Here is a 24,490-nt window from a genome sequence, read left to right on the forward strand (position 1 = left end):
CACGCAGGCTGGCCATGAAGAGAGGGATTAACCGCCGAAGGAGAACTGGATCACCCGATCCGGATAGCGCAGGCGGTTATATTCCCGCCGCAGGGATTCGTAGTGGCGAATGGAACGATCGCGCTTGGCGCGGTAGTAGTCGCGCTGTTCCGTGTTGGTTTCGTTGCGGATGCTGCGCTCGAGCCCATCGATATCCCGCTCGGTACGCTCCAGCTCATCGCTGATCTCCTGCAAGCGGCCAGCCAGTTTGTACTCTTCATAGCCGCGCTGATACTGCTTGAGGAAGCTGGCATCGTTGGGGCATACCCCCAGATAGGCCTGTCCCTCCTTGCCCTTGCTGTAGGCCAGCTCGGGAATGCAGTAAAGCTCCAGCCCCTTGTCATAGCCCCGTTTCCACTCGGCTTCATCCACACGAAGGCCAAACTCGCTGCAAGACGAAACGTAGTCGCGGGTCGCCAAGCGGGTTTTGCCCTGGGATCCATCCTGATAACCCAGGTTGTACCAGCTCATGGTGCGGCACTCATCTTCTGACAGGGCGCTGCATCCCGCCAGCAATACCGGCAGGGTCAGCAACAGGATTTTGGGGGACATGAACAGACTCCGGAAAATATAGTGACCCGCATTCTAGAGAGGATAAAAGACCTTAACAAGGGATGGACGCCAGCGCGGGTTGGGGCCGTTTTTTTGATGTGTTTGTCACTATTTGCCACCGTGCCGGACGGGGTGGCCAACCCGCTTTCCTTGTTATCAGCTGCAAGGTAAACTGCGCCATCTTTTAACTGGCGCGCAACAAAAACAATGCAAGTCCTGACCGTCGATTACCGCTCACCCGATGCGGCCCAACGCTTCACCGAATCCCTGCGAACCACCGGCTTTGGCGTGCTGACCAACCACCCCATCCCCAAAGAGCTGGTGCAGTCCATCTACGACAACTGGTATCGCTTCTTCATGAGCGAGCAGAAGCAGGATTTTCTGTTCAACCGCGACACCCAGGATGGCTACTTCCCGCCATCGGTGTCCGAGGTGGCCAAGGGCCATAGCCAGAAGGACATCAAGGAGTACTTCCACCTCTACCCCTGGGGTCAGATGCCGGCAGAGCTGAAAGAGCAGGCGATGGAGTACTACCGCCTCGCCAACGGTCTGGCCGCCGAGCTGCTCGGCTGGGTCGAGCAGTACACCCCGGCCGATATCGCCGCCAACTACAGCTGCCCCCTCTCCTCGATGATCGAAGAGAGCCAGAAGACCCTGCTGCGAGTGTTGCACTACCCGCCGTTCGATGGCAGCGAGGAGCCGGGTGCCATTCGTGCCGCCGCCCACGAGGATATCAACCTGCTCACCATTCTGCCCGCCGCCAACGAGCCGGGGTTGCAGGTGAAGGGCGCCGATGGCGAGTGGATGGATGTGCCGTGCGACTTTGGCACCCTCATCATCAATATCGGCGACATGCTGCAGGAGGCCTCTCGCGGCTACTACCCCTCCACCACCCACCGCGTCATCAACCCGACCGGTGGCAGTGCAGCCAAGTCCCGCATCTCCCTACCGCTGTTCCTCCATCCGCGCCCGGATGTGGTGCTCTCCGAGCGCCATACCGCCCACAGCTACCTGATGGAACGGCTGCGGGAGCTGGGGGTGATCTAGTCAGCAGACGAGCCGCTGTCAGAGACCAAACCGGAGCAATAGCGCTCCGGTTTTTATTTATTGGCAGGACAGGACGAAAATCAGAATTAAATTAGCGAATCGTGCCAATAAATCGCATTTACGTCTGATAACCGTCGTAGTGATTGCGCCACGACCTCCGTAACATGAGCGCCATTCTGCCCCTGCCAAGGGGGGCACTCGATTGGAGTTCTTATGAAGCAGTCCCAATGGTCATCCCGACTCGGCTACATTCTCGCCGCAGCTGGTTCCGCAGTCGGTATCGGCGCAATCTGGAAATTCCCCTACGTCACCGCAGTCAACGGCGGCGGCGCCTTCCTGCTGGTCTTCCTGTTGTTCAGCTTCACCTTGGGGGTCGCGGTGCTGATGGGGGAGACCCTGCTCGGCAGCATCAGCCGTCGCGGGGTCGTCGGCGCCTTCTCCGAGTTGCTTGGCAAGCGCTGGCGCTGGGTCGGCATCATGGGTCTGGTCTGCACCCTGATGATCTTCAGCTTCTACAGCGTGGTGGGCGGCTGGACCCTGGGCTACACCGGCATGGCTATCTCGGGCCAGCTAAATCAAGGTGATGCCGCCGTCCTTACTGCACGTTTCAATGATTATGTCAGCGGTGATTTCTGGCCCATTCTCACCCACTTGCTGTTTGCCGCCCTCACCTGGATGGTGGTGCAAGGAGGCATTCAGAAAGGGGTTGAACGCACCTTGCGCTGGATGATGCCCGCCCTGTTCCTGATGATGTTGATGCTGGTCGCCTTTGGCCTCACCCTGCCCAATGCGATGGAGGGGGTCCGCCACTTCCTGATGCCCGATTTCAGCAAGCTGGGGATGTCCGGCGTGCTCGACGCCATGGGGTTGGCCTTCTTCTCCCTCTCTATCGGTCTTGGCATTCACACCACCTATGGCGCCTATCTGCCGACCAGTGAAGGGGTGGGTCGCTCCAGCCTCTGGGTGGTGCTGCTGGCCAGCATGGTGGCGGTGCTGGCGGGCTTGATGATCTTCCCGGTACTGGCCTCCACCGGCATTGATCCGGCTGCCGGGCCCGGCCTCACCTTTATGACCATGCCGGCGGTGTTCCAGCTGCTGCCCTTTGGTCAGGGCCTGGAGGTGGTGTTCTTCGCCCTGCTGGTCTTTGCTGCGCTCTCTTCGGCTATCTCCCTGCTGGAGCACTTGCAGTGCTTCCTGTGCGAGAGCTGGGGCTGGTCACGCCGCACTGCCTGCAGCGTCATCACGGCGGTGGTGATGCTCAACGGCATTCCGGTCAGCCTGTCGTTTGGCCCACTGCAACACGCCACCCTGTTTGGCAAAACCATCTTCGAGCTGCTGGATTTTGTCACGTCCAACCTGATGATGCCGCTGTTCGGCCTGATGGTGACGTTGCTGCTGGGCTGGAAACTGGGACGCAAAGCGTTACCACAAGGACTCTCGGCCCACTGGCATCACCTGATCATGCATTGCTGGCGCTGGTTGGCCCCGTTGTTGATTGGCGGGATCCTGGTACGCGGTCTGGTTTGACCATCACTCATCATGGGTGGGCCCATCGGCCCGCCCCTGTGCGACTCTGACCGCATCTACCGCCTGCTGCCAGCGGGTTATCTCGCGATCATCCATCCCCTTGGAAAATGCGATGTAGAGACCGGACTGATGGAGCAGCACGCCACTGCTGGCGACACTGCGCCGGGATAGCCCCAGCTTGTCGAGGGTGGCATCCATCACCATCTCGGCCATCGGCAAGGCATCGATCTTGCCCAGCATCAGCCGATCTATCGCCTCCCCGACCGTCTGGTAGCGCACCAGATTGCGATACCCCTCCTTGCTCAGCCGTACATCATCGGCATTGCCCAGCACCACCCCAACTCTGGGCAGATCCCGCAGCTGCGCCAGCGAGGTCAGCGGGTAGCGGTTCCCCGGTGCCTGATAGATAAACACCCGATTGATAAAGAGCGGACCTACCCACTTGAAATGGGACTCCCGCTCAGGGATCCGCTGTACCACGAACACGCCATAACCGGGCTCGACCCGCGCCATCGCCAATGCCCGCTTGAGCGGGTAAATCCTAATGGGATAGCCCGTCCCCAACTCCTGCTGCACCTCATCGATCAGGCGAATAGCGAATCCGTCGAGCTTGCCGTCGCGGTATTCGGTAAAGGGGGGTAAATCGTGACTCAGCAGGGTTAATCCCGGCTGCGCCGACAAGCTGAGGCTGAGCAGCCACCAGAGCAGCACCACCCATCTCATACGACATCCTGTCTCAGGTTTACTCTCGCTGGCACCATGTCAGGCCCCTCCTCTTCCATCGCAACTATGACGATTATCGCCCAGTAAATAACGGCAGGGCAGAAAAGATACCGTCTGGCCGCAGGGGAACCCCATAGGAGGCCCATGAATGCCAGACACATAAAAAATTTTATTTTATGTGTCAATTTTTCTTTCCATGGTTTAGGCTGTTTCCTCATTCATTAGTCAGGTTGCCACCTCATGTCTGCCATCCTCGTGCTGTTTGGTCGATTTTTTAGCTCGCAAGAGAGGTGACCTTGCACGCACAGTTTTCTGAATGTTCATTGCAAAGGTCGCCTCAGGCGGCCTTTTTTATGGTCTGTCGTTTATTGCTACTCAGGAGTATTGCTTCGATGTTGTGTTACCCGGAGGTTGTATGAGCCAGGTTCAGTGGTCTTCCCGTCTTGGTCATGTGCTGGCCGCAGCAGGCACCGCGATCGGCCTTGGTGCCATCTGGAAGTTTCCCTATGTGACGGCCACCAATGGTGGCGGTGCCTTCCTGCTGGTGTTTCTGCTGTTCAGCTTCACCCTGGGCGTAGCCGTGTTGGTGGGGGAGACATTACTCGGTAGCCGCAGTCAGCGCGGGGTACTGGGCGCCTTTCACCAGCTAGTCGGGCCAAACTGGCGCTGGATGGGGTATATGGGGATCCTCTGTGGCTTCTTTATCTACAGCTTCTACAGCGTGGTCGGTGGCTGGACCGTGGGCTATGCCGCACTGGCGATGGCAGGCAAGCTCAACCTGAGCGAGGGCAGCGCCCTGACCACCCTGTTCAACGGTTACGTCAGCGATCCCTTGTGGCCGATCCTCACTCATCTGGTCTTTGCCGGGCTGACCTGGTGGTTTGTGCAGGGCGGCATTCAGAAAGGTGTAGAACGAGCGCTGCGCTGGATGATGCCGGCACTGTTCATCATGATGCTGTTGTTGGTGGGGGTCGGCCTCTCCATGCCCGGTGCCATGGCTGGCGTGCGCCAACTGCTGCTGCCGGACTTCTCCATGCTGACCGGCCAGAGCGTGCTGGATGCCCTGGGGCTGGCCTTCTTCTCCCTCTCCATCGGGCTGGGTGTACACACCACCTACGGTGCCTACCTGCCCAATAGCGAAGGGGTGCTGCGCTCCGGGGTTTGGGTGGTCACGCTGGCGAGCCTCATCTCGGTACTGGCGGGGTTGATGATCTTCCCGGCGCTGGCATCGACCGGTATCGATCCCACAGCTGGCCCCGGTCTCACCTTTATGACCATGCCCGCCGTGTTCAGCCATCTGCCGTTCGGTCAGGGGCTGGGGGTAGTCTTCTTCCTGCTACTGCTGGTCGCCGCCCTCTCCTCCTCTATCTCCATGCTGGAGCATCTGGTGCGCTTCACCACCGAGGAGTGGGGCTGGTCGCGCCGTGGCGCCTGTCGGGTACTGACCCTGCTCATCATGGCCTCCGGCATTCCAGTGAGCCTGTCGTTCGGCCCATGGAGCGAGCTGACCCTGTTTGGCAAGACCATCTTCGAGCTGCTCGACTACCTCACCTCCAACCTGATGATGCCGCTGTTCGGCCTGGTGCTGACCCTGCTGCTGGGCTGGCGCCTGGGTGACACCATACTGCCTGCGGGCCTGCCCCCTATCCTGCGCCTGGCGCTGCTCTGGTGCTGGCGAGTGGTGGCACCGCTGCTGATCAGCGGGATCCTGATCCGCGGCATCATGTAACACCTTGCGCACCCTTGCGGGCAGGCCTTGGCCTGCCCTTTTTATTTCTGGCGTTCACTCAATTGCTGGCATCCGCATGGGAAATATGACGGTGGATAGGACTGCAATGGGAGGCCGTGGGGCAATCCCGGAAGAGCAGAATAGAGGAGGCGGTGTGGCGGTGTGGCGGTGTGGCGGTGTGGCGGTGTGGCGGTGGGCACGATAAGAGGTGGAGCTCAGCTCGCCACAATGGCAACTGAAGATGTTGGAGTACTGAATTCCAAGCAAAAAAAATCCCCACCTGAGTGGGGATTTTTCTCTGAAACATTGCTACAGATTTCAGCTTTTTCTTACGCTTTTTACTACAAATATGGTGGTCGTTACTGGGATCGAACCAGTGACCCCCTCCTTGTAAGGGAGGTGCTCTCCCAGCTGAGCTAAACGACCTGGGATTCTTGAAATGATGGTGGGTCGTGCTGGATTCGAACCAGCGACCAATTGATTAAAAGTCAACTGCTCTACCGACTGAGCTAACGACCCTCACCACGACCAGTTCCGACTGCATTACTGCTTCGGCCCTGACGGCGGCCTATAATACGGATTTAAACTCACGGTGCAACAGAAAATTCGTAATTTAAATCCGTTTGCTCACTGCGCGTACACATGCAGGCCGTTTTTACAGTACCGTTACGAAAACAGTGACATACGGCAATGTTACAGCTTGGCCAGACTCTGTTTGGCCAGCTGGGCTGGCGAGGTGTTGGGATAGCCCTTGATCACCTGCTCATAGAAGGATTTTGCTTCTGCCTTCTTGCCATCAAGCTGCGCCAGCATACCCAGCTTCAACAACGCATCGGCACGCTTGGGAGACTTGCTGTATTTGTTAGCCACGGTCGAGAACTGTGCCGCAGCTGCCGTTCGGTCACCTTTGTTGAACAACAACTGGCCGAGCCAGTAGTGCGCATTGGGCACATAACCCGAATCGGGGTACTGCTTGATAAAACCCTGAAAAGCCGGAATGGCCTTGTCGTAGTTTTTCTCTTTCAGCACCATGTTCACCGCAGCGTCATAAGCCTGATTCTCATCCTGATTGGTTGAGTAATTAGCGGTAGCTGCCGGTGTGGCGGGGGTTGCCGGGGCAGTTGCTGCGGGGGCCGCCTGTTGACTGGTCGCAACCTTGTCGAGCTCCTGATAGAGCTGACGCTGACGCTCTTGCGACTGTTCCATCTGGTAGGTCTGTTGCTCCAGCTGACCACGCAGCTCGGAGACCTCCCCTTGCAGGGAGTCGACCTGTTGCTGCAATTCAGCCTGCAGCCGCAGACGGGCATTCAGGGTGCGCTCCAACAAGGCCACCCGATCGTCCAGGCTCCCGGTGGGCACAATGGCGCCAGCATTACTGCCATAGACAGCAGCACTGTTGCCACCACTCAAATCGCTGACCGGCGCCGCGGCATGTGCCGCGACAGCAAATAAAACGGCCATCGAAATGGCCGCTTGCTTATACACAAAATTCATTCGGATCAAACCTTAGTAAACCAGAACCGCACGGCGGTTTTTGGCAAAGGCATCCTCGGTGTGGGTCATATCCAGCGGCTTCTCTTCGCCATAGCTGACGATGGAGAGCTGCTCAGCCTGCACACCCAGGGTTTGCAGATACTTGGCAACAGCCTTGGCACGACGCTCGCCCAGGGCGATGTTGTACTCCGGAGTACCGCGCTCATCGGCGTGACCTTCGATCAGGACTTTAACGCTCGGGCGCTCGCGCAGGTAACTGGCGTGGGCATCCAGCAGATCAGCGTACTGACCCTGAATGTCGTAGCCGTCAAACGGGAAGTAAATGACGTTATCGCGTTGCAGCGCTTCGAACTTCTGACGCATCTGCTCTTCCGGGGACAACATGCCGTTGGCGCCGCCGGTTTGTACACCGCCCATGCCGTCGGTCATACCTGATTCAGCGCCAGCGGCGTCAGAATCAGAAGAGGAGCTACAAGCGGCCAGGGTGAACAGTGGCAGTGCGATGGCCAAACCCTTGAGCAGTTTATTGAGTTGCATGCTTTTTCCTTAAACCTTTATAACAAAACAAAAAACAATTGGATTTTTATCAATTCAAGAAGGGCGACCAAGCTGGTGCACGTATTTCACCGCTACTGGTCGGAAGCACAGCCTTGAAGCGACCATCAGTCGATACCAATGCCAAACTCTTACGACCCTGATAGATGGTGGCATAAATGATCATGCTGCCATTGGGAGCCACACTTGGGGACTCGTCAAGCGCGCTCTGAGTCAGGACCAACTGGGCATTATTTTCCATGTCCTGACGGGCAATACGGTATTGCCCCTGAACACGGGTCACCATCACCATGATTTTGCCATCAGGAGTAATGGATGCACCCTGGTTGGAGTCACCTTCCCAAGTCATCCGGCGAGTCATACCAGTCGCCAAATTTACGCTATAAATCTGGGGTTTGCCACCACGTTCAGAGGTGAACAACAAATTTTGCCCGTCCGGCAACCAGGAGGGTTCGGTGTCGATCACACGGCTGGTTGTAACCCGGGTCAGTTGCTTGCTAGCGACATCAACCACATAGAGGTTCGGCGAACCATCTTTGGAGAGAACGATAGCCAGACGACGACCATCTGGCGACCACTCCGGCGCCCCGTTGATACCACGGAAACTGGTGATCAGGCTGCGCTGCTGGGTGTAGATATCCTGCACATAGATTTCGGACTTCTGGTTCTCGAAGCTGACATAAGCCAGCTTGCTACCATCCGGCGACCAGGAAGGCGACATCAGCGGCTCGCGGGAGCGCAGCAGGGTCTTCTCGTTGTAGCCGTCGTAGTCGGCGATCCGCAGCTGGTACGGGAACTGGGTACCCTGCTGTACGGAGACGTAAGCCAGACGGGTCAGGAAGGCACCACGCTCGCCAGTCAGACGCTCATAGACGATGTCGGAGATGCGGTGGGCAAACTGGCGCATCTGGGCGCCCGGAATAGTCGCCATGCGGCTATCCAGGATGTAACCGTTACTTTCGCCACCTTGTGCCTTGGCCAACTGGCCTTTCAACACGTCGACCAACTCGAAGTTGATCTTGTAAGTGCCATCGCCTACTGCAGAGATGGAACCGACCACCACGGCTTCAACCCCTTGGGAAGCCCATGGCGCGAAGTTGATCTCGCCACTGCTGCTCGGGGTCTGTGGCATCTGGCCACGGGCCAGCGGCTTGAACTTGCCACTGCGCATCAGGTCGTTGGAGACCACTTCCGCAATATCCTGCGGCAGTTGTCCATTACCTTCCCATTTGAAGGGCGCAACCGCGATGGGGCGTGCGCTATCAATACCGCCAGTGATGACGATGTCCAGGGCCGCCTGGGCACTCTGGCCCAGCAACAAACAGCCAACCAAAGCAAAAAATACTTTTCTGATCATGGCTTAAATACTCGGTTCCAATAAAAATGAGAGGTTAAATTCCTTTCTCAGCGAGATGCTGCCAACCACTGTAAACAACCCCGTTTTATCACGCTTAGATATTCGGTTCTAACTTGAGATTAAATTCCTTCAACATCTCGAATGCCGCAGGATCCTTGGGTACTGGCAGTGAACCCGCCTTCAAAACCGCCGCCTTACCGGAACGACAAACGGCCGGATCACCCTGACCACCATCGACCGAGATGACAAAGCCAGTGCTCGCAAGACGTACGCCGATAGTACAGGTTTTGCCCCGCATGGTGGGATCCAAAATCATATACCGCTCAACCGTGGCCTTGATGAGGGAGGCATACTTGTCAACCTCACCCTGCGAGGCAGCAGATGCCGCCTGGCTGCGGGCATTGGCCTCAGCAGACAGTTGCTGCTGCATCATATCTTCCATCTCTTTTTGCAGCTTGGCTTGTTCGGCCGCTTTACGCTTGCGCTCTGCCGCGATTTTGGCCTGCTTGTCGGCCTCCGCCTTGGCTTTCTTCTCTGCGTCAGCTTTTGCCTTCTTGTCAGCCTCTGCCTTAGCCTTTTTCTCTGCATCGGCTTTGGCTTTTTTCTCAGCTTCCGCCTTGGCTTTCTTCTCGGCATCGGCCTTGGCCTGCTTGTCAGCCTCGGCTTTTTTGGCCTTGGCCTCTGCCGCCTTGGCCTTCTCTTCAGCCTCTTTCTTCTCTTGTTCCTTTTTCTTCTTCAGCGCCAGCGCCTTGCTCTCGGCTTCGGCTGCTTTGCGCTCGGCTTCTGCCTTCTTGGTTTTCTGCTCTTCCAGCTTGCGCGCTTCCTCGGCTTTCTGGGTCTTCTCTTCCGCCTGCTTCTGCTCAGCGACTTTCTTCTGCTTCTCGGCTTCGGCCTTACGAGTCGCCTCTTCGGCTTGCTTGCGTTTGGTCTCGGCGATGCGCAGCTGCTCCTGTTTCTGGGCCAGCTCACGTTTGGCGAGATCCGTGTCTTCCTTATCCTTCTCTTTCTCTACCTTCTGGGGCTTGGGCTGAGACTTTTGCTGCTGGATCTGCTTGGCCTGCTCGTTAAGAAAGTTTTCATCGAGCATGACGGCATTGACTATCTGGCCCTTCGATTCGGGCCGCTTCGGTTTACTGAAATCGACCCCGACCAGCAAAATGATGCCAATGATCAGATGCAGCAGCAGCGATGCGATGAGATAACCGGAAATACCACGCTTCACATCCATCTCCGTTAGTTCACCGGATCTGTCATCAGGCCAACCTGAGGCACGCCGGCATTCTTGAGCGCCACCATCAACAGGATCACCTCTTCGTAGCGCACCGCCTTGTCACCGGCGACCACCACAGGGGCATTCTGGTTGATCGCCAGATAGCCCATGGCTTTCTCGGTGATGTATTGCTGCATTGCCTCGGGGGTGCCTGCCGGTACCGGCTCGTCGTCTGCTTCACCAGCCTTGATGACGTATTCACCTTCGGTGTTCACGCTAACAATGAAGGGCGGTTTGGCATCTTCCGGCAACTGCTCGGACTCTGCCTGTGGCAAGTCAACCTTGACCCCCTGGGTGATCACTGGCGTGACCGCCATAAAGATGATGAGCAGCACCAGCATGACGTCGATATAAGGAACCACGTTGATCTCGCACACCTTCTTGCGCCGGATCCGCTGATAGGTTTGCATTACTGATCACCCTGCTGCTGCTGTGCAATTTGGCGGTTCAAAATGGTGGTGAACTCGTCCATAAAGTTGGCGTAGGCGTTCTCCAGCTTTTCTACCTTGTTGGTAAAGCGGTTATAGAAAATAACTGCAGGAATAGCGGCGAACAGACCCATGGCGGTGGCGATCAGTGCTTCTGCGATACCGGGGGCCACCATTTGCAGGGTGGCTTGCTGGACCTGACCCAGGGCGATAAAGGCGTTCATGATCCCCCAGACGGTACCAAACAGGCCGATGTAGGGGCTGATTGAACCAATGGTCGCCAAAACCGGCAGATTGGACTCAAGCTCATCCACCGCACGGGAGAGAGAGACGCGCATGGCACGATACGTACCGTCCATCACCGCATCCTGACCCCGGGCACCGGCCTTGAGCAAGCGGGCATACTCCTTGAAGCCGGAGTAGAAAATATCTTCCATGCCTTCAATATCATCACGGCGGGAAGAGGACTCCTGATAGAGGCGATTGAGATCGACACCAGACCAGAATCTGTCTTCAAACTGCTCCGAGGCAAGATGAGCGGCCTTGATCACTTTGGAGCGCTGGATGATCAATGCCCATGAGACAATTGACATACTCATCAGGGTCATCATGACCAGCTTTACCAACAGACTGGCTTGCCAAAACAGGCCAATAAACGAAATTTCAGCGTGCACTTAACAGCACTCCCTTGATTTTTTCAGGTATTGCAACGGGTTTCATTTGCGGGTGACTGACACAGGCTATCTGTACCATGGCCTGAGTGACCAGTCGCCCATCAGCCGCCAGGATCTGCTGTGAAAAACGCAGGGATGCGCGTTTCACTTCAATCACTTGCGTTATTACATTCAGCAGTTCATTAAAACGGGCCGCCGAGCGGAAATCGATCTCGGTTCGACTCACCACAAACGCGTGTCCCTCCTGCAGCAAGACGTCCTGTTCGACCCCTTTGGCACGAAGAAACTCGGTGCGAGCACGTTCCATAAACTTGAGATAATTGGCGTTGTAGACGATGCCCCCGGCATCGGTGTCCTCGTAGTAGACACGTACCGGAAACTCAAAGACTTCCCCCATAACAATCTGTGATCCATTCGACAGTCAGATGGGGGGCTATCATAGCGCAGGGCTGAATAGGAAAGAAGCAGGGGGAAGCAGGGAAATCCTGCCTCCCCCCGTTTTTTATGAAAGGAAATATGAATGTGTCAGCCAGAGGCCATACAACAAACTGGGCCAGGCAAGCCAGGGGTTGAATAGCACTCGCCCGGGCAGACTTTTTAGATGAAAGCCAAGCCCGTTGAGCAGGCCACAACAGACAGCCCACATCAGCAAGGGTGCCAGCCAATAGCCATGTTCACTGGTATTGGCAGCGATCAGATTGGGGGCCTGTAAAATAGCGACGGCCAACAAGGCCGCCGCGAGTAACATCAACCCCTGCCATGGCTGGCGCTCCAGTGGAGCAGCCAGCTTGGCGAGTCGATCATTTATTGTCATCGATCTGGCGATCCATGTTCTCGGTGTGTTCCAGCCACAGCGCATTGATGATGCCAAATGCGCAGGCCAGCAGCAGACCCAGGATCCAGGTGAAATACCACATATCAGGTCTCCTTCTTAGTAGAGCGATTGTTGGTTGTCTTCAATATGCTTGCTGGTCACCCGGCCAAACATCTTGATGTAAGTCCAGATGGTATAAGCCAGCACAATCGGTACGAAGATCGCTGCGGCCACCGTCATCACCTGCAAGGTGTTGAAAGAGGCGGTAGCATCCCACATGGTCAGACTCAGTGATGGCTCAAGGCTTGAGGGCATCAAGAATGGGAACATGGAGAAACCGGCAGTGAGGATCACACCCGCAATCGCCAGCGAGGAGCTGGTAAAGGCCAGCCAGCCGATGTTCATTCTGGCAAACAGCGCGGTCAGCAGGCTCATGGCAAGACCCAGCACAGGCGCAGCAATCATCCAGGGATAGAGGCTGTAGTTGTTCATCCAGGCACCGGCCTGCACCACCACTTCCTTGTTCATCGGATTGGAGACAGCATCGTTGGCAGCAGCCTTGACGATGACATAGCCATCCATGCCACTTACCCACCAACCTGCGGCAGCAAACAGCACCAGAGTGACCAGAGAGCAGATCGTCGCTGCGGTGCGGGAACGCGCCAGCACCTCACCGTCAGTCTTCATCATCAGCCAAGTCGCGCCCTGGGTCACCAGCATGAACAGACTCACCAGACCAGCCAGAATGCCAAACGGGTTGAGCAGGCCAAAGAAGTTGCCGTGATAGGTCAACATCATGAACTGATTGAACTCGAACGGTACGCCTTGCAGCAGGTTACCAAACGCCACACCAAACACGATGGGGGGAACCGTGCTGCCAGCAAACAGTGCCCAGTCCCAGTTACTACGCCATTTGGCATCTGCACGCAGAGAACGATACTTGAATCCAACCGGACGCAAGAACAGCGCCATCAGAGTCAGGATCATCGCGATATAGAAACCGGAAAATGTCGCGGCGTACACCATTGGCCAAGCAGCAAACAGCGCACCACCGGCGGTGACCAGCCATACCTGGTTGCCCTCCCAATGGGGGCCCATGGTGTTAAGCATCACCCGGCGTTCGACATCTTTTTTGCCGACAAACGGGAGCAGTGTGCCTACCCCCATGTCGAAGCCGTCAGTGATGGCAAAGCCGATCAGCAATACGCCGACCAGAACCCACCAGATGACTCGTAGCGTTTCATAATCAAACATGGTCACTCCCCTTATGCCTTGATCTGTTCAAAGTGATATTTGCCAGTCTTCAGGCTGCTTGGGCCGAGACGGGCATACTTGAACATCAGATACATCTCGATAACCAACAGCACGGTATAGAACAGGCAGATACCGATCAGAGAGAACCAGATTTCAGCAGCAGGCAAGTTGGACACTGACAGCGAGGTCGGCAGCACTTCCGCGATAGTCCAGGGTTGACGGCCATACTCGGCCACGAACCAACCGGCTTCGATAGCGATCCACGGCAGCGGGATACCCCACAGCAGCCCTTTGAGCAACCACTTGCGCTCACCGATACGATGGCGCGCACTGTCCCAGAAGGCCAGGCCAATCAGCACCAGCATCAACATGCCGGTAGCCACCATGATGCGGAAGGCAAAGAACAGCGGCAGTACCTGCGGGATAGAGTCATCCACGGCGGCCTTGATCTGCTCGTCAGTGGCATCGGTCACGTTGCTGGTGTAGCGCTTGAGCAGCAGACCGTAGCCCAGATCCTGCTTCACTTCATCAAAGCGGGCGCGGGTGTCGTCAGACTTGTCACCGGCTTGCAGCTGAGTCAGCAGATCGTAAGCGGTCATACCGTTGCGCACGCGCAGCTCATGCTCGCTCTTCAGATCCTTCAGACCGGTTACCTGACCGTCCAGTGAACGGGTCGCGATAATGCCCAGCGCATAGGGGATCTTGATGGCGTAGTCGGTGCGCATCTCTTCCTGATTCGGAATACCGAACAGGGTAAACGCGGCAGGAGCGGGTTCAGTTTCCCACTCAGCTTCGATAGCCGCCAGTTTCACCTTCTGTACTTCACCGGTCTCGTAACCGGATTCGTCACCAAGGATCAGCACTGACACGATAGAAGCCATACCAAACGCAGCGGCAATGGCGAAGGAGCGACGGGCAAACGCCACATCACGGCCTTTCAGCAGGTAGTAAGAGGAGATGCCCAGCACAAACATGGCACCGCAGGTGTAACCCGCCGCGACAGTGTGAACAAACTTGACCTGCGCCACCGGGTTAAACACCACGTCTGCGAAGCTCATCATCTCCATCCGCATGGATTCGAAGTTGAACTCGGCACCGACCGGGTTTTGCATCCAGCCGTTAGCAACCAGGATCCAGAGGGCGGAGAGGTTGGTACCCAGCGCCATCAACCAGGTGGCCGCCAGATGCTGATGCTTGCTCAGACGATCCCAACCAAAGAAGAACATACCGACGAAGGTGGACTCCAGGAAGAAGGCCATCAACCCTTCGATAGCCAACGGGGCCCCGAAGATATCGCCGACATAATGGGAGTAGTACGCCCAGTTGGTCCCGAACTGGAACTCCATGGCCAACCCTGTGGTCACCCCCAAGGCGAAGTTGATACCAAACAACTTACCCCAGAACTTGGTCATGTCCCGGTAGATAGTGTTGTTGGTCATCACATAGACAGATTCCATGATCGCCAGGATGAAGGCCAGTCCCAGCGTCAGGGGTACAAACAAAAAGTGATAAAGAGCCGTCGCAGCGAATTGAAACCGCGATAGGTCTACCACATGCTCAGCAATCATGATGTTTCCTCACCGATTATTGGCACGGCTATTTTAAGTTTTAAGAACAAAGCTTCCGCTGGTGGTTATCGAACAAATCCCGTTGTGAGACACCACAACAAAGCCCCTTCAATAACGACCAATATTAACAACAAGGCAATACATGAGAACAAAAGAAACTAATGTTTAACATTTTCAAAACAATAAGCTTGAATTGATTCTCGCCCATGATGACGGTGGTTTTATATCACCTTTATTTGATTGAAATCAATGTAAAAGGGCCCGCCATAGATGGCTTTGAAAGGCATTTTTAATCTATTTCACGATTATTGACGCGAGCCAGATCACAAAATATGACAAAGCGTAAAACATTGATTTAAATCAATTTAAAAATTTAACATCCCACCACCCCGTTTAATTTGAAAAGCGTGGCTGAGGCTCCTTTTCCCATGTTATCCGGGTCAGGCAATCTGATTCGAAAACTCAATTTAAAACTGCAAAGAATGCATACTCATGCGAACCAATTTCATCAACCCATACATTAGATAAAGTAATTTGAAGATTACAATTTTTCTTGTTTGCCCGGGTCGATGCTAACTCCTACAATGCGCCTCGCAGTGAGGGCATACCCTTGGATACAGGCCGGTTAATCGGGGTTCACGGTACGTATTCGACTATCTATCTGAACCCGTTTATTGGAATCGAAGATGAAAAAGTTTGTTGCTAAAACCATCCGTTACTACAAGCTTTCCTTTGTTCAGCTCTATCAAATGAACCGACTCTAAGAGCTCGCGACGGCTCACCAGTTTATTTTCCGGTCTGTGTCCAGACGCACTCACTGTCTGTGAACGTCCACCCTGAATTGTCTTTGCCCACTGCACCTGCCGTGGGCTTTTTTTATTGTTGATGAAAAATGACAATAAAAAACCGCCTCTGACGGCGGTTTCACATTCAAACGACTGTTTTTACTTATCATCTGGTCGCTGAAGACCGAAATGCGCATAAGCTCGTGTGGTCGCTATCCGTCCTCTTGGTGTACGTTGCAGATACCCCTGCTGGATCAGATAAGGCTCCAGCACATCTTCGATAGTATCTTTCACCTCTCCGATCGCCGCGGCCAGATTATCAAGACCCACCGGGCCCCCCATAAACTTGTCTATCACAGCCAACAATAGCTTGCGGTCCATGAAGTCAAATCCTTCGTTATCGACGTCCAGCATGTCCATCGCGCGGGCCGCAATGGGGCCATCGATCCGGCCATCGGATTTCACCTGGGCAAAATCACGCACCCGCCTTAACAGGCGGTTAGCAATTCGCGGCGTGCCGCGGGCGCGACGCGCGATCTCGATAGCGCCATCCTCGGTCATCTCAAGCCCCAGACAACGGGCGCTGCGCGAGACGATATCGGTCAGATCCTTGACGTTATAGAACTCCAACCGCTGGACGATACCAAAACGATCCCGCAGCGGGCTGGTGAGAGAGCCAGCCCGGGTGGTGGCGCCGATCAGGGTGAACGGCGGCAGATCCAGCTTGATGGAGCGGGCGGCGGGGCCCTCTCCGATCATGATGTCGAGCTGGTAATCCTCCATCGCCGGATAGAGTACTTCCTCTACCACCGGACTGAGACGGTGGATCTCATCGATAAACAACACATCGTTCGGTTCGAGGTTGGTGAGCAGCGCCGCCAGATCCCCTGCTTTTTCCAGCACCGGGCCTGAGGTGGTCTTGATATTGACCCCCATCTCGTTGGCAACGATATTGGCAAGGGTGGTTTTGCCCAGCCCCGGCGGGCCAAAAATCAGCAGGTGGTCAAGTGCTTCGCCCCGTTGCCTGGCCGCTTCGATAAAGATCTCCATCTGCGCACAGACGGTATCCTGACCGGTATAGTCAGCCAGTTTCTTGGGACGGATCGCCCGATCGATAATCTCATCCTCGCGCTCGGCGCTTGCCGAAATGAGGCGGTCTGCTTCAATCATCAACTACCTCACAGGCTACGCAGGGATTCACGGATGATCTCTTCTACCGACATCCCATCGACGGCGATCTTGCTGACGATTTGACTCGCCTGCTGCGGTTTGTAACCGAGCGAAATCAGTGCGCTGACCGCCTCATCTGCGGCGTCTGGCGCACGCAACTCGGATGTCCCGACAGGCAGGGCCACCATGGCCGGCGAGAAGAGATCGTGGCTAACCCATCCCTTGAGGCGATCCTTCATCTCTACCACCAGCCGCTCGGCGGTTTTCTTGCCGACCCCCGGTAACTTGACCAGCGAGCTTATCTCTTCGCGCTCGACGCAGATGACGAACTGGCTGGCAGTCATGCCGGAGAGAATGGCCAGCGCCAGCTTGGGACCGACGCCATTGGTCTTGATCAACTCTCGAAACAGCGCCCGCTCCTGCTTGTGATTGAAACCATAGAGCAGCTGGGCATCTTCTCGCACCACAAAATGGGTGTGGATAGCCGCCTCTTTGCCGATTTCCGGCAAGTCATAGAAACAGCTCATCGGCATCTGCACCTCATAGCCTACCCCGCCTACTTCCAGCAAAACCTCGGGGGGCTGTTTTTCAATGACAATGCCTCTCAAGCGACCAATCACGGCTCTCTCCTCACCAACACAGCTATTCGTAAATTGGCTCATAGCATAAAGAATAACTGGATAAGTATCCAGCATAGGGCTGCGACACCCGCGTGGTCAGAGAGGCTTTTTATCCAATTTGCCACCATGCTTGATTGCGTGCAGCCAGAGCACGGGATGTTCCAACACAGCACCGGGTTATGGCCGGGGGATAAACCGCTACACTAAACCCGTTCGGAACCGAAACTGGTGCCAATGTCGATACCAAGGAAGGCCATCACATGAAAATTGTTACCACCTCCAATCTGGGTCTTGCCATCTTGCTCAGCTGCACGCTGGGCATGGGGGTCGTGGGCTGGTATGGCAGCCAGCGGCTGGCCAATCTGCTCTCCTATGTACTGGGGGCTGCCTGGCAGACCGCCGACGGCGCCATGGAGGGCTCCATAGAGCTGGGCAATCAGCAACTCCACATCCAGAAGATGCAAAACGGCACGCCGCTCAATCGCGCCGAACTCGATGCCGCCAAGGCGGCGACCGATGACGCGCTGGCCCGGGTCAGCCAGGGGCAGCTCATTGATGGCACAGCACTTGCCATCATGGATCAGCACAAGCAGGCCTATCAACAGCAGCAAGAGAAGCTGCTGGCGCTCTATCACGCCTATACCGAGGTGGATCAGGCGCTGCATCACAACGCCGACCTGATGGCCCGTCTCTCGACCCAGCTGGAGGTGATCGGCGATGGCGCGATCGAAGCACTGACCCAATCCCCCGACCAGACCATCAGCTGGAACAGCGGCCTCTCCACTCGCTGGGAAGCGGCCGATGGCGGCATGGAGTCCAACATCGGCTTTTTGCGCCAACTCTATGCGCTGGAGAAGATGCGCAGACAGGGGGTAACGGAGGCGATCAAGGCCGAGCTGAAAGAGGCGACCGATTTCTACCATGAAGCGATCGACAGCATGCTCGGCACCGGACTGTTTGATATCGAGGGAACCGGGCCATTTGCCGGCAAAACGCTGGCGACAGAGTATCGCGCCCTGTTGGCCCAACATCAGCAACTGATGGGGCAGTGGATCGAGGCGCTCGGCAGCTATCAGGCCCAGCAAGCCGTCTATGAGGCCAGTGCCGATGAGCTGCGACAACAGCTGGTTGCCATCGAGGAGAGCGGCGATGCCACCGTCGAGGATCAGGTGGCCCAGCTCAACGGCATCATCAGCCAGACCCGCACCCTGCTGCTGGGTGGCCTACTGCTGAGCCTGATCATGGTGACCCTCTGCGGTCTCTGGTTGACCCGCAAGCTGGTGACCCCGCTGCTGCAAGTGGACAAGCGGATGCAGGATATCGCCGCCGGCGAGGGGGATCTCAACGCCCGCATCAACCTGCAGCGGGATGACGAGATAGGTTCGCTGGCCAACAGCGTGGATCGCTTCATCGAGAAATTGCAGAAGATGATCAGCTCCACCATGGACAACAACCAGCACATCAGTGAACACGTCCACACCTCGGTCAACCGGGTGGAAGCGATCAGCCAAAGCAGCCGCCAGACCGCCGAACATGCGCTGTCCCTGCACCATGACAGTGAACAGATGGTGCAGGTGGCCACCACCATTTCGGACAACTGCAGCATGGCGGCCCGCAATGCCAACGAAGTGCGCCAGCTGACCACCGAAAGCAGCCAATACGTCGCCTCTGCCAGCGCGGGCATGCAGCGGGTGGTGCAGGAGGTGAGCGAGTGCGCCATCGCCATCAACTCCCTCAAGGAGCAGGCGGGCCAGATTGGCCAGATCATCTCCACCATCAGCGGTATCTCGGAGCAGACCAACCTGCTGGCCCTCAATGCGGCCATTGAAGCGGCCCGCGCGGGGGAGATGGGGCGTGGCTTTGCGGTGGTCGCGGATGAGGTGCGCACCCTGGCTAATCGCACCGCCACCTCCAGCGCCGAGATCAGCCAGGTGATCAGCAGCATCCAGCAGCAGACCGAGACTGCCTACCTGATGATGCAGCGCAACCTCAAGACGGTGGAGTCCGGCATGCAGGACTCCGAGAACACCAAGCAGATCCTGTTCAAGGTGGAAGGCGCCATCGACCAGCTGGCCGACATGGTGCAGCAGGTGGCCGTGGCCACCGGGCAGCTGTCACACACCCTGAGCCACTCCTCTGACAAGGTCTCCGGCATCAGTCTGCAAGCCAGAACCGGCGAACAGGAGGCGCAGGAGTGCCTGCAGCTCGCCTCCTCCCTCCATCAGGCCAGCCTGCTGCAACAGCGCCTGCTCTCTCAGTTCCGGGTATAGCCAGCCCCCGCCGAAGCCGGCGCAAAAAAATGCCAGTCCGCGTTAACGGACTGGCATTTGCTTTTCTGCGGGCCGGGCAAACCACCCAGCCACCAGCGAGTTACTGGCGAACCAGACGGTAGATGGCGTAGCCCGGGTGCTTCTCGTCATCCATCGGCAGGGTGGACTGATAGGCCAGATCCTCACCCGCCAGCGCCTTGGCCTCTTCACGGGGTGATGAGTAGAGGCGAACATCCACTCCGGCAGACAGCGCCTTCATATGCCAGTTGTTATCTGCAGCCGGGCTGAACCCTTGCGGATTGCTGGCAGAGTGGGACTTCAGATACTGAGCGACGATTTCACGCGTCTCGAAGGGATCTTCATGCACCACGCTGCTGCCATCCACGCCCGGGAAGTGGCCACCACCGCTACCGCGATAGTTGTTGGTCACCACATAGAACTTCTGGGCCGGATCGATGGGCTTGCCGTTGAAGGTCAGGTTGCTGATCCGCTGACCGTCGCTCACCTTCTCCCCTTCCTTGTTGTAACGAGCGGGCTGGGTGATATCCACCTCGTAGTTCACCCCGTCGATCACATCGAAGTTGTAAGTGGGGAACTTCTCGTTCACCAGCCACTGCACTTCGCCCTTGGCCGGATCAACCCAGTTGAACTGACCGGCACTCATCTCCAGCCACTCCTTGACGGTGGCACCGTTCACCTCGACCACCTGCAGGGTGTTGGGGTAGATGTAGAGGTCGGAGACGTTGCGTAGGGAGATATCCCCCGCCGTCACATAGGTAAAATCGGTAATGCCGTTGCGGCCACCGCGGAACGGGGCAGCAGCAGAGAGGATCGGATAGGACTCCTTGAGCAGGCCGTCTTTTTGCAACTGCTCGGCATGCTGGCGCTGGGCATCACTCACCAGCTGCACCGAGGGATCATCCTGCACCAGCGCAAAGAAGCTGTGAATGGAGGAGGTGATCTTGCCGAGCGGACGATCCAGCCACTGGTTGGTCGCGTCGTGATCCGCCTTGACCAGGGCCACCACTTTTTCGTCCACCTTGCTCCCTTCGCTGGAGTCAATCTGGCGCAAGGCTGATTGGCTCTGCTTCACCTGCCACTTGCCAGCCACCTGCTCCAGCTTGAGATCGATGATCCCAAGATGGTTGCCCCAGAAGCCCGGCATCACGGTGGGAATCCCGTTCAAGGTGCCCGCCTGATTATCCACCAGCGGCAGATCAGGGAAGTCGCCGGGGAAGTTCTTGTGGGCATGACCCAGCATCAGGGCATCGATCCCCTCCACTTTGGCCAGATGCCAGGCCGCGTTTTCCATCATGGCTTCGTAACTGCCGGCATTGATCCCCGTGTGGGCGACCACCACCACCACATCGGCACCCTTGGCGCGCAGCTCGGGTATAAAGTGGTTGGCGGTTTCAACCATGTCGGCCACCACTACCTTACCTTCCAGATGACGCTTGTCCCACTGCAGCACCTGCGGCGGAGTCAGCCCCAGAATGCCCACCTTGACGGTCTGCGGCTGCCCCTTGTCATCCTTCACCTGACGCTCCAGCAGCAGATAGGGGGTAAATTGGTTGCCGCTCCAGTCGATCTTGCCGTTGCCATCGCGCTTGAACGAAGCGGCCTCGAATACGTTGGCGTTGACGTAGGGGAAGTTGGCCCCCTTGATGATCTTGCCCAGATAGTCGAGACCGTAGTTGAACTCGTGATTGCCGAGGTTGCCCACGTCATAACCCAGTTCATTCAGCGCCTTGATGGCTGGATGGGCCTGCTTGTCGAGATAGCCTGAACCCGATTGCTCGAAAATGTAGTCCGCCAGCGGCGAGCCCTGGATCAGGTCACCATTGTCGAGCAGCAGGTTGTTGGGGTTCTCGGCACGGGCGGCGCGGATCAGCAGGGCGGTGCGGGAGAGACCGAATTTGCGATCCTCCTTGTTCTGGTAGTAGTCATAACCCAGCACATTGGAGTGGATATCAGAGGTCTGGATCAGCCGCAGCGAGACGGCTCCGGGCTGCTCCTGCTTATCTGTACCACAGGCAGACAGCAGCACGATGGAGGCGATGAGGCCCAGTTTCATGGTTCTATTCACTGAGTTTTCCTGATTGGTATCTGGCGAGTCACAAGGGTGGGCAATTTAGCAGAGGAATATGCCAAAAACAGGCGTCCTGATTAATTTTTATGACGCCGAGCAGCAAAAAATCCAACGCCCCCATTAACCACCGATGGCGAGCTGCAGCGCCAGCGTCAACATGATGATACCCACCAGCAGATCAATCCCCCGCTGTACCCGACCCCGAGCCAACCAGGGTGCTAGCGCCGCCGCCCCTAGCGCCAGCGAGTAAAACCACACCAGCGAGGCAAGCATGGCGCCTGCGGCAAAGGCCGAGCGCAGGGACTCGCTCACCTGACTGCCAAGGGAGCCGAGCAGCATCAGGGTATCGAGATAGACATGGGGATTGAGCAGGGTGACCCCCAGCGTCATCGCCAGCACGCTCTTGGCCCCCATCCGCTGGGTCGAGTCGGCAAGCCCCTCCCCCTTACCGCGCCAGGCACTGAGCAGGGAGCGGCCACCAAACCAGCCGAGAAACAGCACGCCGCCCCAGGTGAGCAGCGCCATACCGATGGGACTGGCAGCCAGCACATTGGCTCCGCCAAATACACCAATGGCAATCAGGGTGAGATCGCAGAAGCTGCAGAGCGTGGCCGTCAGCAGATGGTGATTGCGATGGATGCCCCGGCTCAGCACAAAGGCATTCTGGGCGCCGATGGGGATGATCATGGCCAGACCGATGGTGAAGCCTTGCAGTGTCGTTGCGAGCATCATGGAGAGTACCGTTCGAAGTGATGAATGAGCGGCACTATAGCGATGGTGGTTCCTTCTTAGAAATTCATTGATTTACTGATTAATTCATTTTGCTAATAAGTCGGACTCATCCCCGCAGTGCGAAGCCCCATCCGAAACCAATAGTCAATAGCAGGATCTGACAATTGAGAGTCCGCCCCTCAGCCCCGAAAATCAGCAGGTTCTATTGCATCAGCTTGGGGAAGTTGGTGACCACTACATGCTCAAGATTCGGCAGCAAAATGCCACTGCTAATCCCCTTGGCAATGGCCTGATAACGATTCATTGAGCCGGTTTTGCGAGTGACCTGATTGAGGTGGTAATTCACCGTGCGTTCGGTGATCCCCAAAATGCAGGCGATCTCCCCCGATGTTTTCCCCTCACTGGCCCAGAACAGGCATTCGGTCTCGCGCCCCGTCAGGGCGGCATGTTGATCCGAATCCCTCAGGCGCACGACCCGGATTGCCGCCTCAAAGATGTAGTTAGCCATCCAGGAGAGGATCGGCGAGGACTCCAGCAGCAGATCGCTCGACGCTCGCTCGGAGGTGATGAAGGAGAGGATACCTGTCTCCCCGGCTGCACCGTGCAGGGGGAAGGAGATGCCGTTGCGCAGCCCGAATTCAGCTGCCAGTCCCATCACGTCCATGGTCCCCTCCTGCAGAAAACTGGCCCGCTCATCGAGGCGGTTCCAGTAGATGGGCAACGTCTGCTTGCGTGCCAGCTGAATCACAGGGTCGCACGCCAGCATGTTGTTATCGGTATAGGTCTGTACCCAGGAGACAGGGCACTGATTGAACAGCACCACTTTGGGTCTTTGCATCGACATCGGAATGATCAGGGTAAAGCCGTAATAGTCATAACCCATATCGACCGTGAAGCGACCAATCAATCCGGCAAGACGGTCACCATTCGTCACCGAAGTGAAATGTTCAAGATACTCAAACAGTTGCTCTTGTTTCATACGCTAGCCCCCCTGGCCAAGCTTCTGATTATAACGGCGAACAGGCAGAGAGAGAGTTCAAAATGTTGGTTTTCAAAGGAAAGTTGAGAGATCACCCACGAAACGCCGTAGAGAACGAACTCTATCAATTTCGAAATCGCGTCTTTTCCGACCGGCTAGGCTGGGATGTCGAGTCTTATCACGGTTTGGAACGTGACAGCTTTGACACGCCAGACACCCATTGGGTGCTAATCGAGGATGAACAAGGAGTCTGCGCCTGCATCCGTCTGCTCAGTTGTGCCAGCGCCTATATGCTGCCCACCATCTTTCCCACCGCCCTTGCCGGTGAAAGCGCGCCACGCACGCCCGATGTCTGGGAACTCACCCGCCTGGCTATCGATGCGGCCCGCGCTCCGCGCATGACCAATGGTGTTAGTGAACTGACCTGCGTACTCCTGCGCGAAGTCTATGCCTTTGCTACAGCCAACGGCATAAAAGAGCTGGTTGGCGTAGCCAGCCTGCCCGCAGAGCGCATTTTCCGCCGCCTCGGCATACCAATGGCTCGTCTGGGCCATCGCCAAGCGGTGGGTCTGGGCGCAGTCAAAGGTGTCGGTCTGCGCTTTTATCTGGATGAGCGATTTGCCCAAGCGGTCTCGCAGCCGCTCATCGGGCACTATCAAACTGCCCGCTATCGCTCCCACGAGCTGGCGGCCCAGCTATAAAAAATCCCGGGCAAACCGACCCGGGATAAACATATCGCTGCGATCCCGCAGGGCTACCCCCTGCGGCATTTGGCAGTATCCCCCCTCAATGGCCTGACTACTACTGTCAAAAA

23 protein-coding genes and 2 tRNA genes are annotated in these 24,490 nt (G+C 56.7%); 5 read left to right on the top strand and 20 right to left on the bottom strand.

Translation table 11 applies throughout. The annotated features are described in order from the left end of the window. Window positions 1-27: 27 nt before the first annotated feature. Window positions 28-591 (bottom strand): DUF2799 domain-containing protein, encoded by a 564-nt coding sequence (locus tag CF137_RS15045; protein ID WP_139720003.1) that lies wholly within the window; start codon window positions 589-591, stop codon window positions 28-30. Window positions 592-798: 207 nt separating this feature from the next. On the opposite strand from CF137_RS15045, the gene CF137_RS15050 reads away from it, so the two are divergent. Together CF137_RS15050 and CF137_RS15055 are read left to right on the top strand one after the other, a co-directional pair. Next, window positions 799-1,638, top strand: coding sequence for an isopenicillin N synthase family dioxygenase (locus CF137_RS15050; RefSeq protein WP_139720005.1), 840 nt, complete (start codon window positions 799-801; stop codon window positions 1,636-1,638). 213 nt (window positions 1,639-1,851) lie between these two features. Beyond that, window positions 1,852-3,165, top strand: coding sequence for a sodium-dependent transporter (locus CF137_RS15055; protein WP_139720008.1), 1,314 nt, complete (start codon window positions 1,852-1,854; stop codon window positions 3,163-3,165). A gap of 3 nt (window positions 3,166-3,168) precedes the next feature. On the opposite strand, the gene CF137_RS15060 is transcribed toward CF137_RS15055, so the two are convergent. Continuing rightward, the gene (locus tag CF137_RS15060; RefSeq protein WP_139720010.1) at window positions 3,169-3,888 is read right to left on the bottom strand and encodes a substrate-binding periplasmic protein; all 720 of its coding nucleotides are present in this window, start codon (window positions 3,886-3,888) and stop codon (window positions 3,169-3,171) included. A 415-nt stretch (window positions 3,889-4,303) separates the two neighbouring features. Here CF137_RS15060 and CF137_RS15065 point away from each other — a divergent pair, with 415 nt between their 5' ends. Continuing rightward, a complete protein-coding gene (locus CF137_RS15065) occupies window positions 4,304-5,617 on the top strand; it encodes a sodium-dependent transporter (RefSeq protein ID WP_139720012.1) in 1,314 nt (437 codons plus the stop codon). A 350-nt stretch (window positions 5,618-5,967) separates the two neighbouring features. Here CF137_RS15065 and CF137_RS15070 read toward each other — a convergent pair. The 15 genes from CF137_RS15070 to ruvA form a co-directional block, all read right to left on the bottom strand. Next, window positions 5,968-6,043 (bottom strand) — tRNA-Val (locus CF137_RS15070). Window positions 6,044-6,060: 17 nt separating this feature from the next. Then, window positions 6,061-6,136: transfer RNA gene (locus CF137_RS15075), tRNA-Lys, on the bottom strand. Between the two features lie 174 nt (window positions 6,137-6,310). Further along, complete coding sequence (gene ybgF / locus CF137_RS15080) at window positions 6,311-7,111, bottom strand: tol-pal system protein YbgF (protein WP_042019510.1); 801 nt, start codon at window positions 7,109-7,111, stop codon at window positions 6,311-6,313. A gap of 12 nt (window positions 7,112-7,123) precedes the next feature. Continuing rightward, a complete protein-coding gene (pal, locus tag CF137_RS15085; RefSeq protein WP_042019509.1) occupies window positions 7,124-7,648 on the bottom strand; it encodes a peptidoglycan-associated lipoprotein Pal in 525 nt (174 codons plus the stop codon). 49 nt (window positions 7,649-7,697) lie between these two features. Continuing rightward, window positions 7,698-9,023: a Tol-Pal system beta propeller repeat protein TolB gene (gene tolB / locus CF137_RS15090; protein WP_101315682.1), complete on the bottom strand. Its 1,326-nt coding sequence runs from the start codon at window positions 9,021-9,023 to the stop codon at window positions 7,698-7,700. A 94-nt stretch (window positions 9,024-9,117) separates the two neighbouring features. Beyond that, entirely contained in the window at window positions 9,118-10,251 is a 1,134-nt protein-coding gene (gene tolA / locus CF137_RS15095) for a cell envelope integrity protein TolA (protein ID WP_101325843.1), read from the bottom strand. A 5-nt stretch (window positions 10,252-10,256) separates the two neighbouring features. Next, complete coding sequence (gene tolR, locus CF137_RS15100) at window positions 10,257-10,703, bottom strand: protein TolR (RefSeq protein WP_042019505.1); 447 nt, start codon at window positions 10,701-10,703, stop codon at window positions 10,257-10,259. After that, on the bottom strand, window positions 10,703-11,395 hold the full coding sequence (tolQ, locus tag CF137_RS15105) for a protein TolQ (protein ID WP_042019503.1): 693 nt from the start codon (window positions 11,393-11,395) through the stop codon (window positions 10,703-10,705). Before tolQ ends, tolR begins: the two co-directional genes overlap by 1 nt. Then, window positions 11,385-11,792, bottom strand: a complete 408-nt coding sequence (gene ybgC, locus CF137_RS15110; protein ID WP_101315686.1) for a tol-pal system-associated acyl-CoA thioesterase — start codon at window positions 11,790-11,792, stop codon at window positions 11,385-11,387. The genes tolQ and ybgC overlap by 11 nt, the downstream gene beginning before the upstream one ends. Before the next feature lie 105 nt (window positions 11,793-11,897). Next, window positions 11,898-12,209 (bottom strand): cyd operon YbgE family protein, encoded by a 312-nt coding sequence (locus tag CF137_RS15115; RefSeq protein WP_240038555.1) that lies wholly within the window; start codon window positions 12,207-12,209, stop codon window positions 11,898-11,900. Then, on the bottom strand, window positions 12,196-12,312 hold the full coding sequence (gene cydX, locus CF137_RS15120; RefSeq protein ID WP_042019500.1) for a cytochrome bd-I oxidase subunit CydX: 117 nt from the start codon (window positions 12,310-12,312) through the stop codon (window positions 12,196-12,198). The genes CF137_RS15115 and cydX overlap by 14 nt, the downstream gene beginning before the upstream one ends. Window positions 12,313-12,326: 14 nt before the next feature. Continuing rightward, the gene (gene cydB, locus CF137_RS15125) at window positions 12,327-13,463 is read right to left on the bottom strand and encodes a cytochrome d ubiquinol oxidase subunit II (RefSeq protein WP_101325845.1); all 1,137 of its coding nucleotides are present in this window, start codon (window positions 13,461-13,463) and stop codon (window positions 12,327-12,329) included. 11 nt (window positions 13,464-13,474) lie between these two features. Next, on the bottom strand, window positions 13,475-15,031 hold the full coding sequence (locus CF137_RS15130; protein WP_101315690.1) for a cytochrome ubiquinol oxidase subunit I: 1,557 nt from the start codon (window positions 15,029-15,031) through the stop codon (window positions 13,475-13,477). A gap of 944 nt (window positions 15,032-15,975) precedes the next feature. Continuing rightward, the gene (ruvB, locus tag CF137_RS15135) at window positions 15,976-16,986 is read right to left on the bottom strand and encodes a Holliday junction branch migration DNA helicase RuvB (protein ID WP_042019494.1); all 1,011 of its coding nucleotides are present in this window, start codon (window positions 16,984-16,986) and stop codon (window positions 15,976-15,978) included. Window positions 16,987-16,994: 8 nt separating this feature from the next. Beyond that, window positions 16,995-17,606, bottom strand: a complete 612-nt coding sequence (gene ruvA / locus CF137_RS15140; RefSeq protein WP_101325846.1) for a Holliday junction branch migration protein RuvA — start codon at window positions 17,604-17,606, stop codon at window positions 16,995-16,997. A 260-nt stretch (window positions 17,607-17,866) separates the two neighbouring features. Between ruvA and CF137_RS15145 the strand changes: the two genes are divergently transcribed. Continuing rightward, window positions 17,867-19,876, top strand: a complete 2,010-nt coding sequence (locus CF137_RS15145; RefSeq protein WP_139720014.1) for a methyl-accepting chemotaxis protein — start codon at window positions 17,867-17,869, stop codon at window positions 19,874-19,876. A 100-nt stretch (window positions 19,877-19,976) separates the two neighbouring features. Here CF137_RS15145 and CF137_RS15150 read toward each other — a convergent pair whose 3' ends face one another. The 3 genes from CF137_RS15150 to CF137_RS15160 all read right to left on the bottom strand — a co-directional run bounded on the left by CF137_RS15150 (window position 19,977) and on the right by CF137_RS15160 (window position 23,676). After that, complete coding sequence (locus CF137_RS15150) at window positions 19,977-21,950, bottom strand: bifunctional 2',3'-cyclic-nucleotide 2'-phosphodiesterase/3'-nucleotidase (RefSeq protein WP_162515959.1); 1,974 nt, start codon at window positions 21,948-21,950, stop codon at window positions 19,977-19,979. A gap of 135 nt (window positions 21,951-22,085) precedes the next feature. Further along, on the bottom strand, window positions 22,086-22,694 hold the full coding sequence (gene lysE / locus CF137_RS15155; RefSeq protein ID WP_139720223.1) for an L-lysine exporter: 609 nt from the start codon (window positions 22,692-22,694) through the stop codon (window positions 22,086-22,088). Window positions 22,695-22,899: 205 nt separating this feature from the next. After that, complete coding sequence (locus CF137_RS15160) at window positions 22,900-23,676, bottom strand: helix-turn-helix transcriptional regulator (protein WP_139720019.1); 777 nt, start codon at window positions 23,674-23,676, stop codon at window positions 22,900-22,902. 62 nt (window positions 23,677-23,738) lie between these two features. Between CF137_RS15160 and CF137_RS15165 the strand changes: the two genes are divergently transcribed. Further along, on the top strand, window positions 23,739-24,377 hold the full coding sequence (locus CF137_RS15165) for an acyl-homoserine-lactone synthase (RefSeq protein WP_139720020.1): 639 nt from the start codon (window positions 23,739-23,741) through the stop codon (window positions 24,375-24,377). The last annotated feature ends 113 nt before the right edge of the window (window positions 24,378-24,490 follow it).

This window comes from Aeromonas sobria, assembly GCF_006243315.1.
Lineage (GTDB): Bacteria > Pseudomonadota > Gammaproteobacteria > Enterobacterales > Aeromonadaceae > Aeromonas > Aeromonas sobria_A.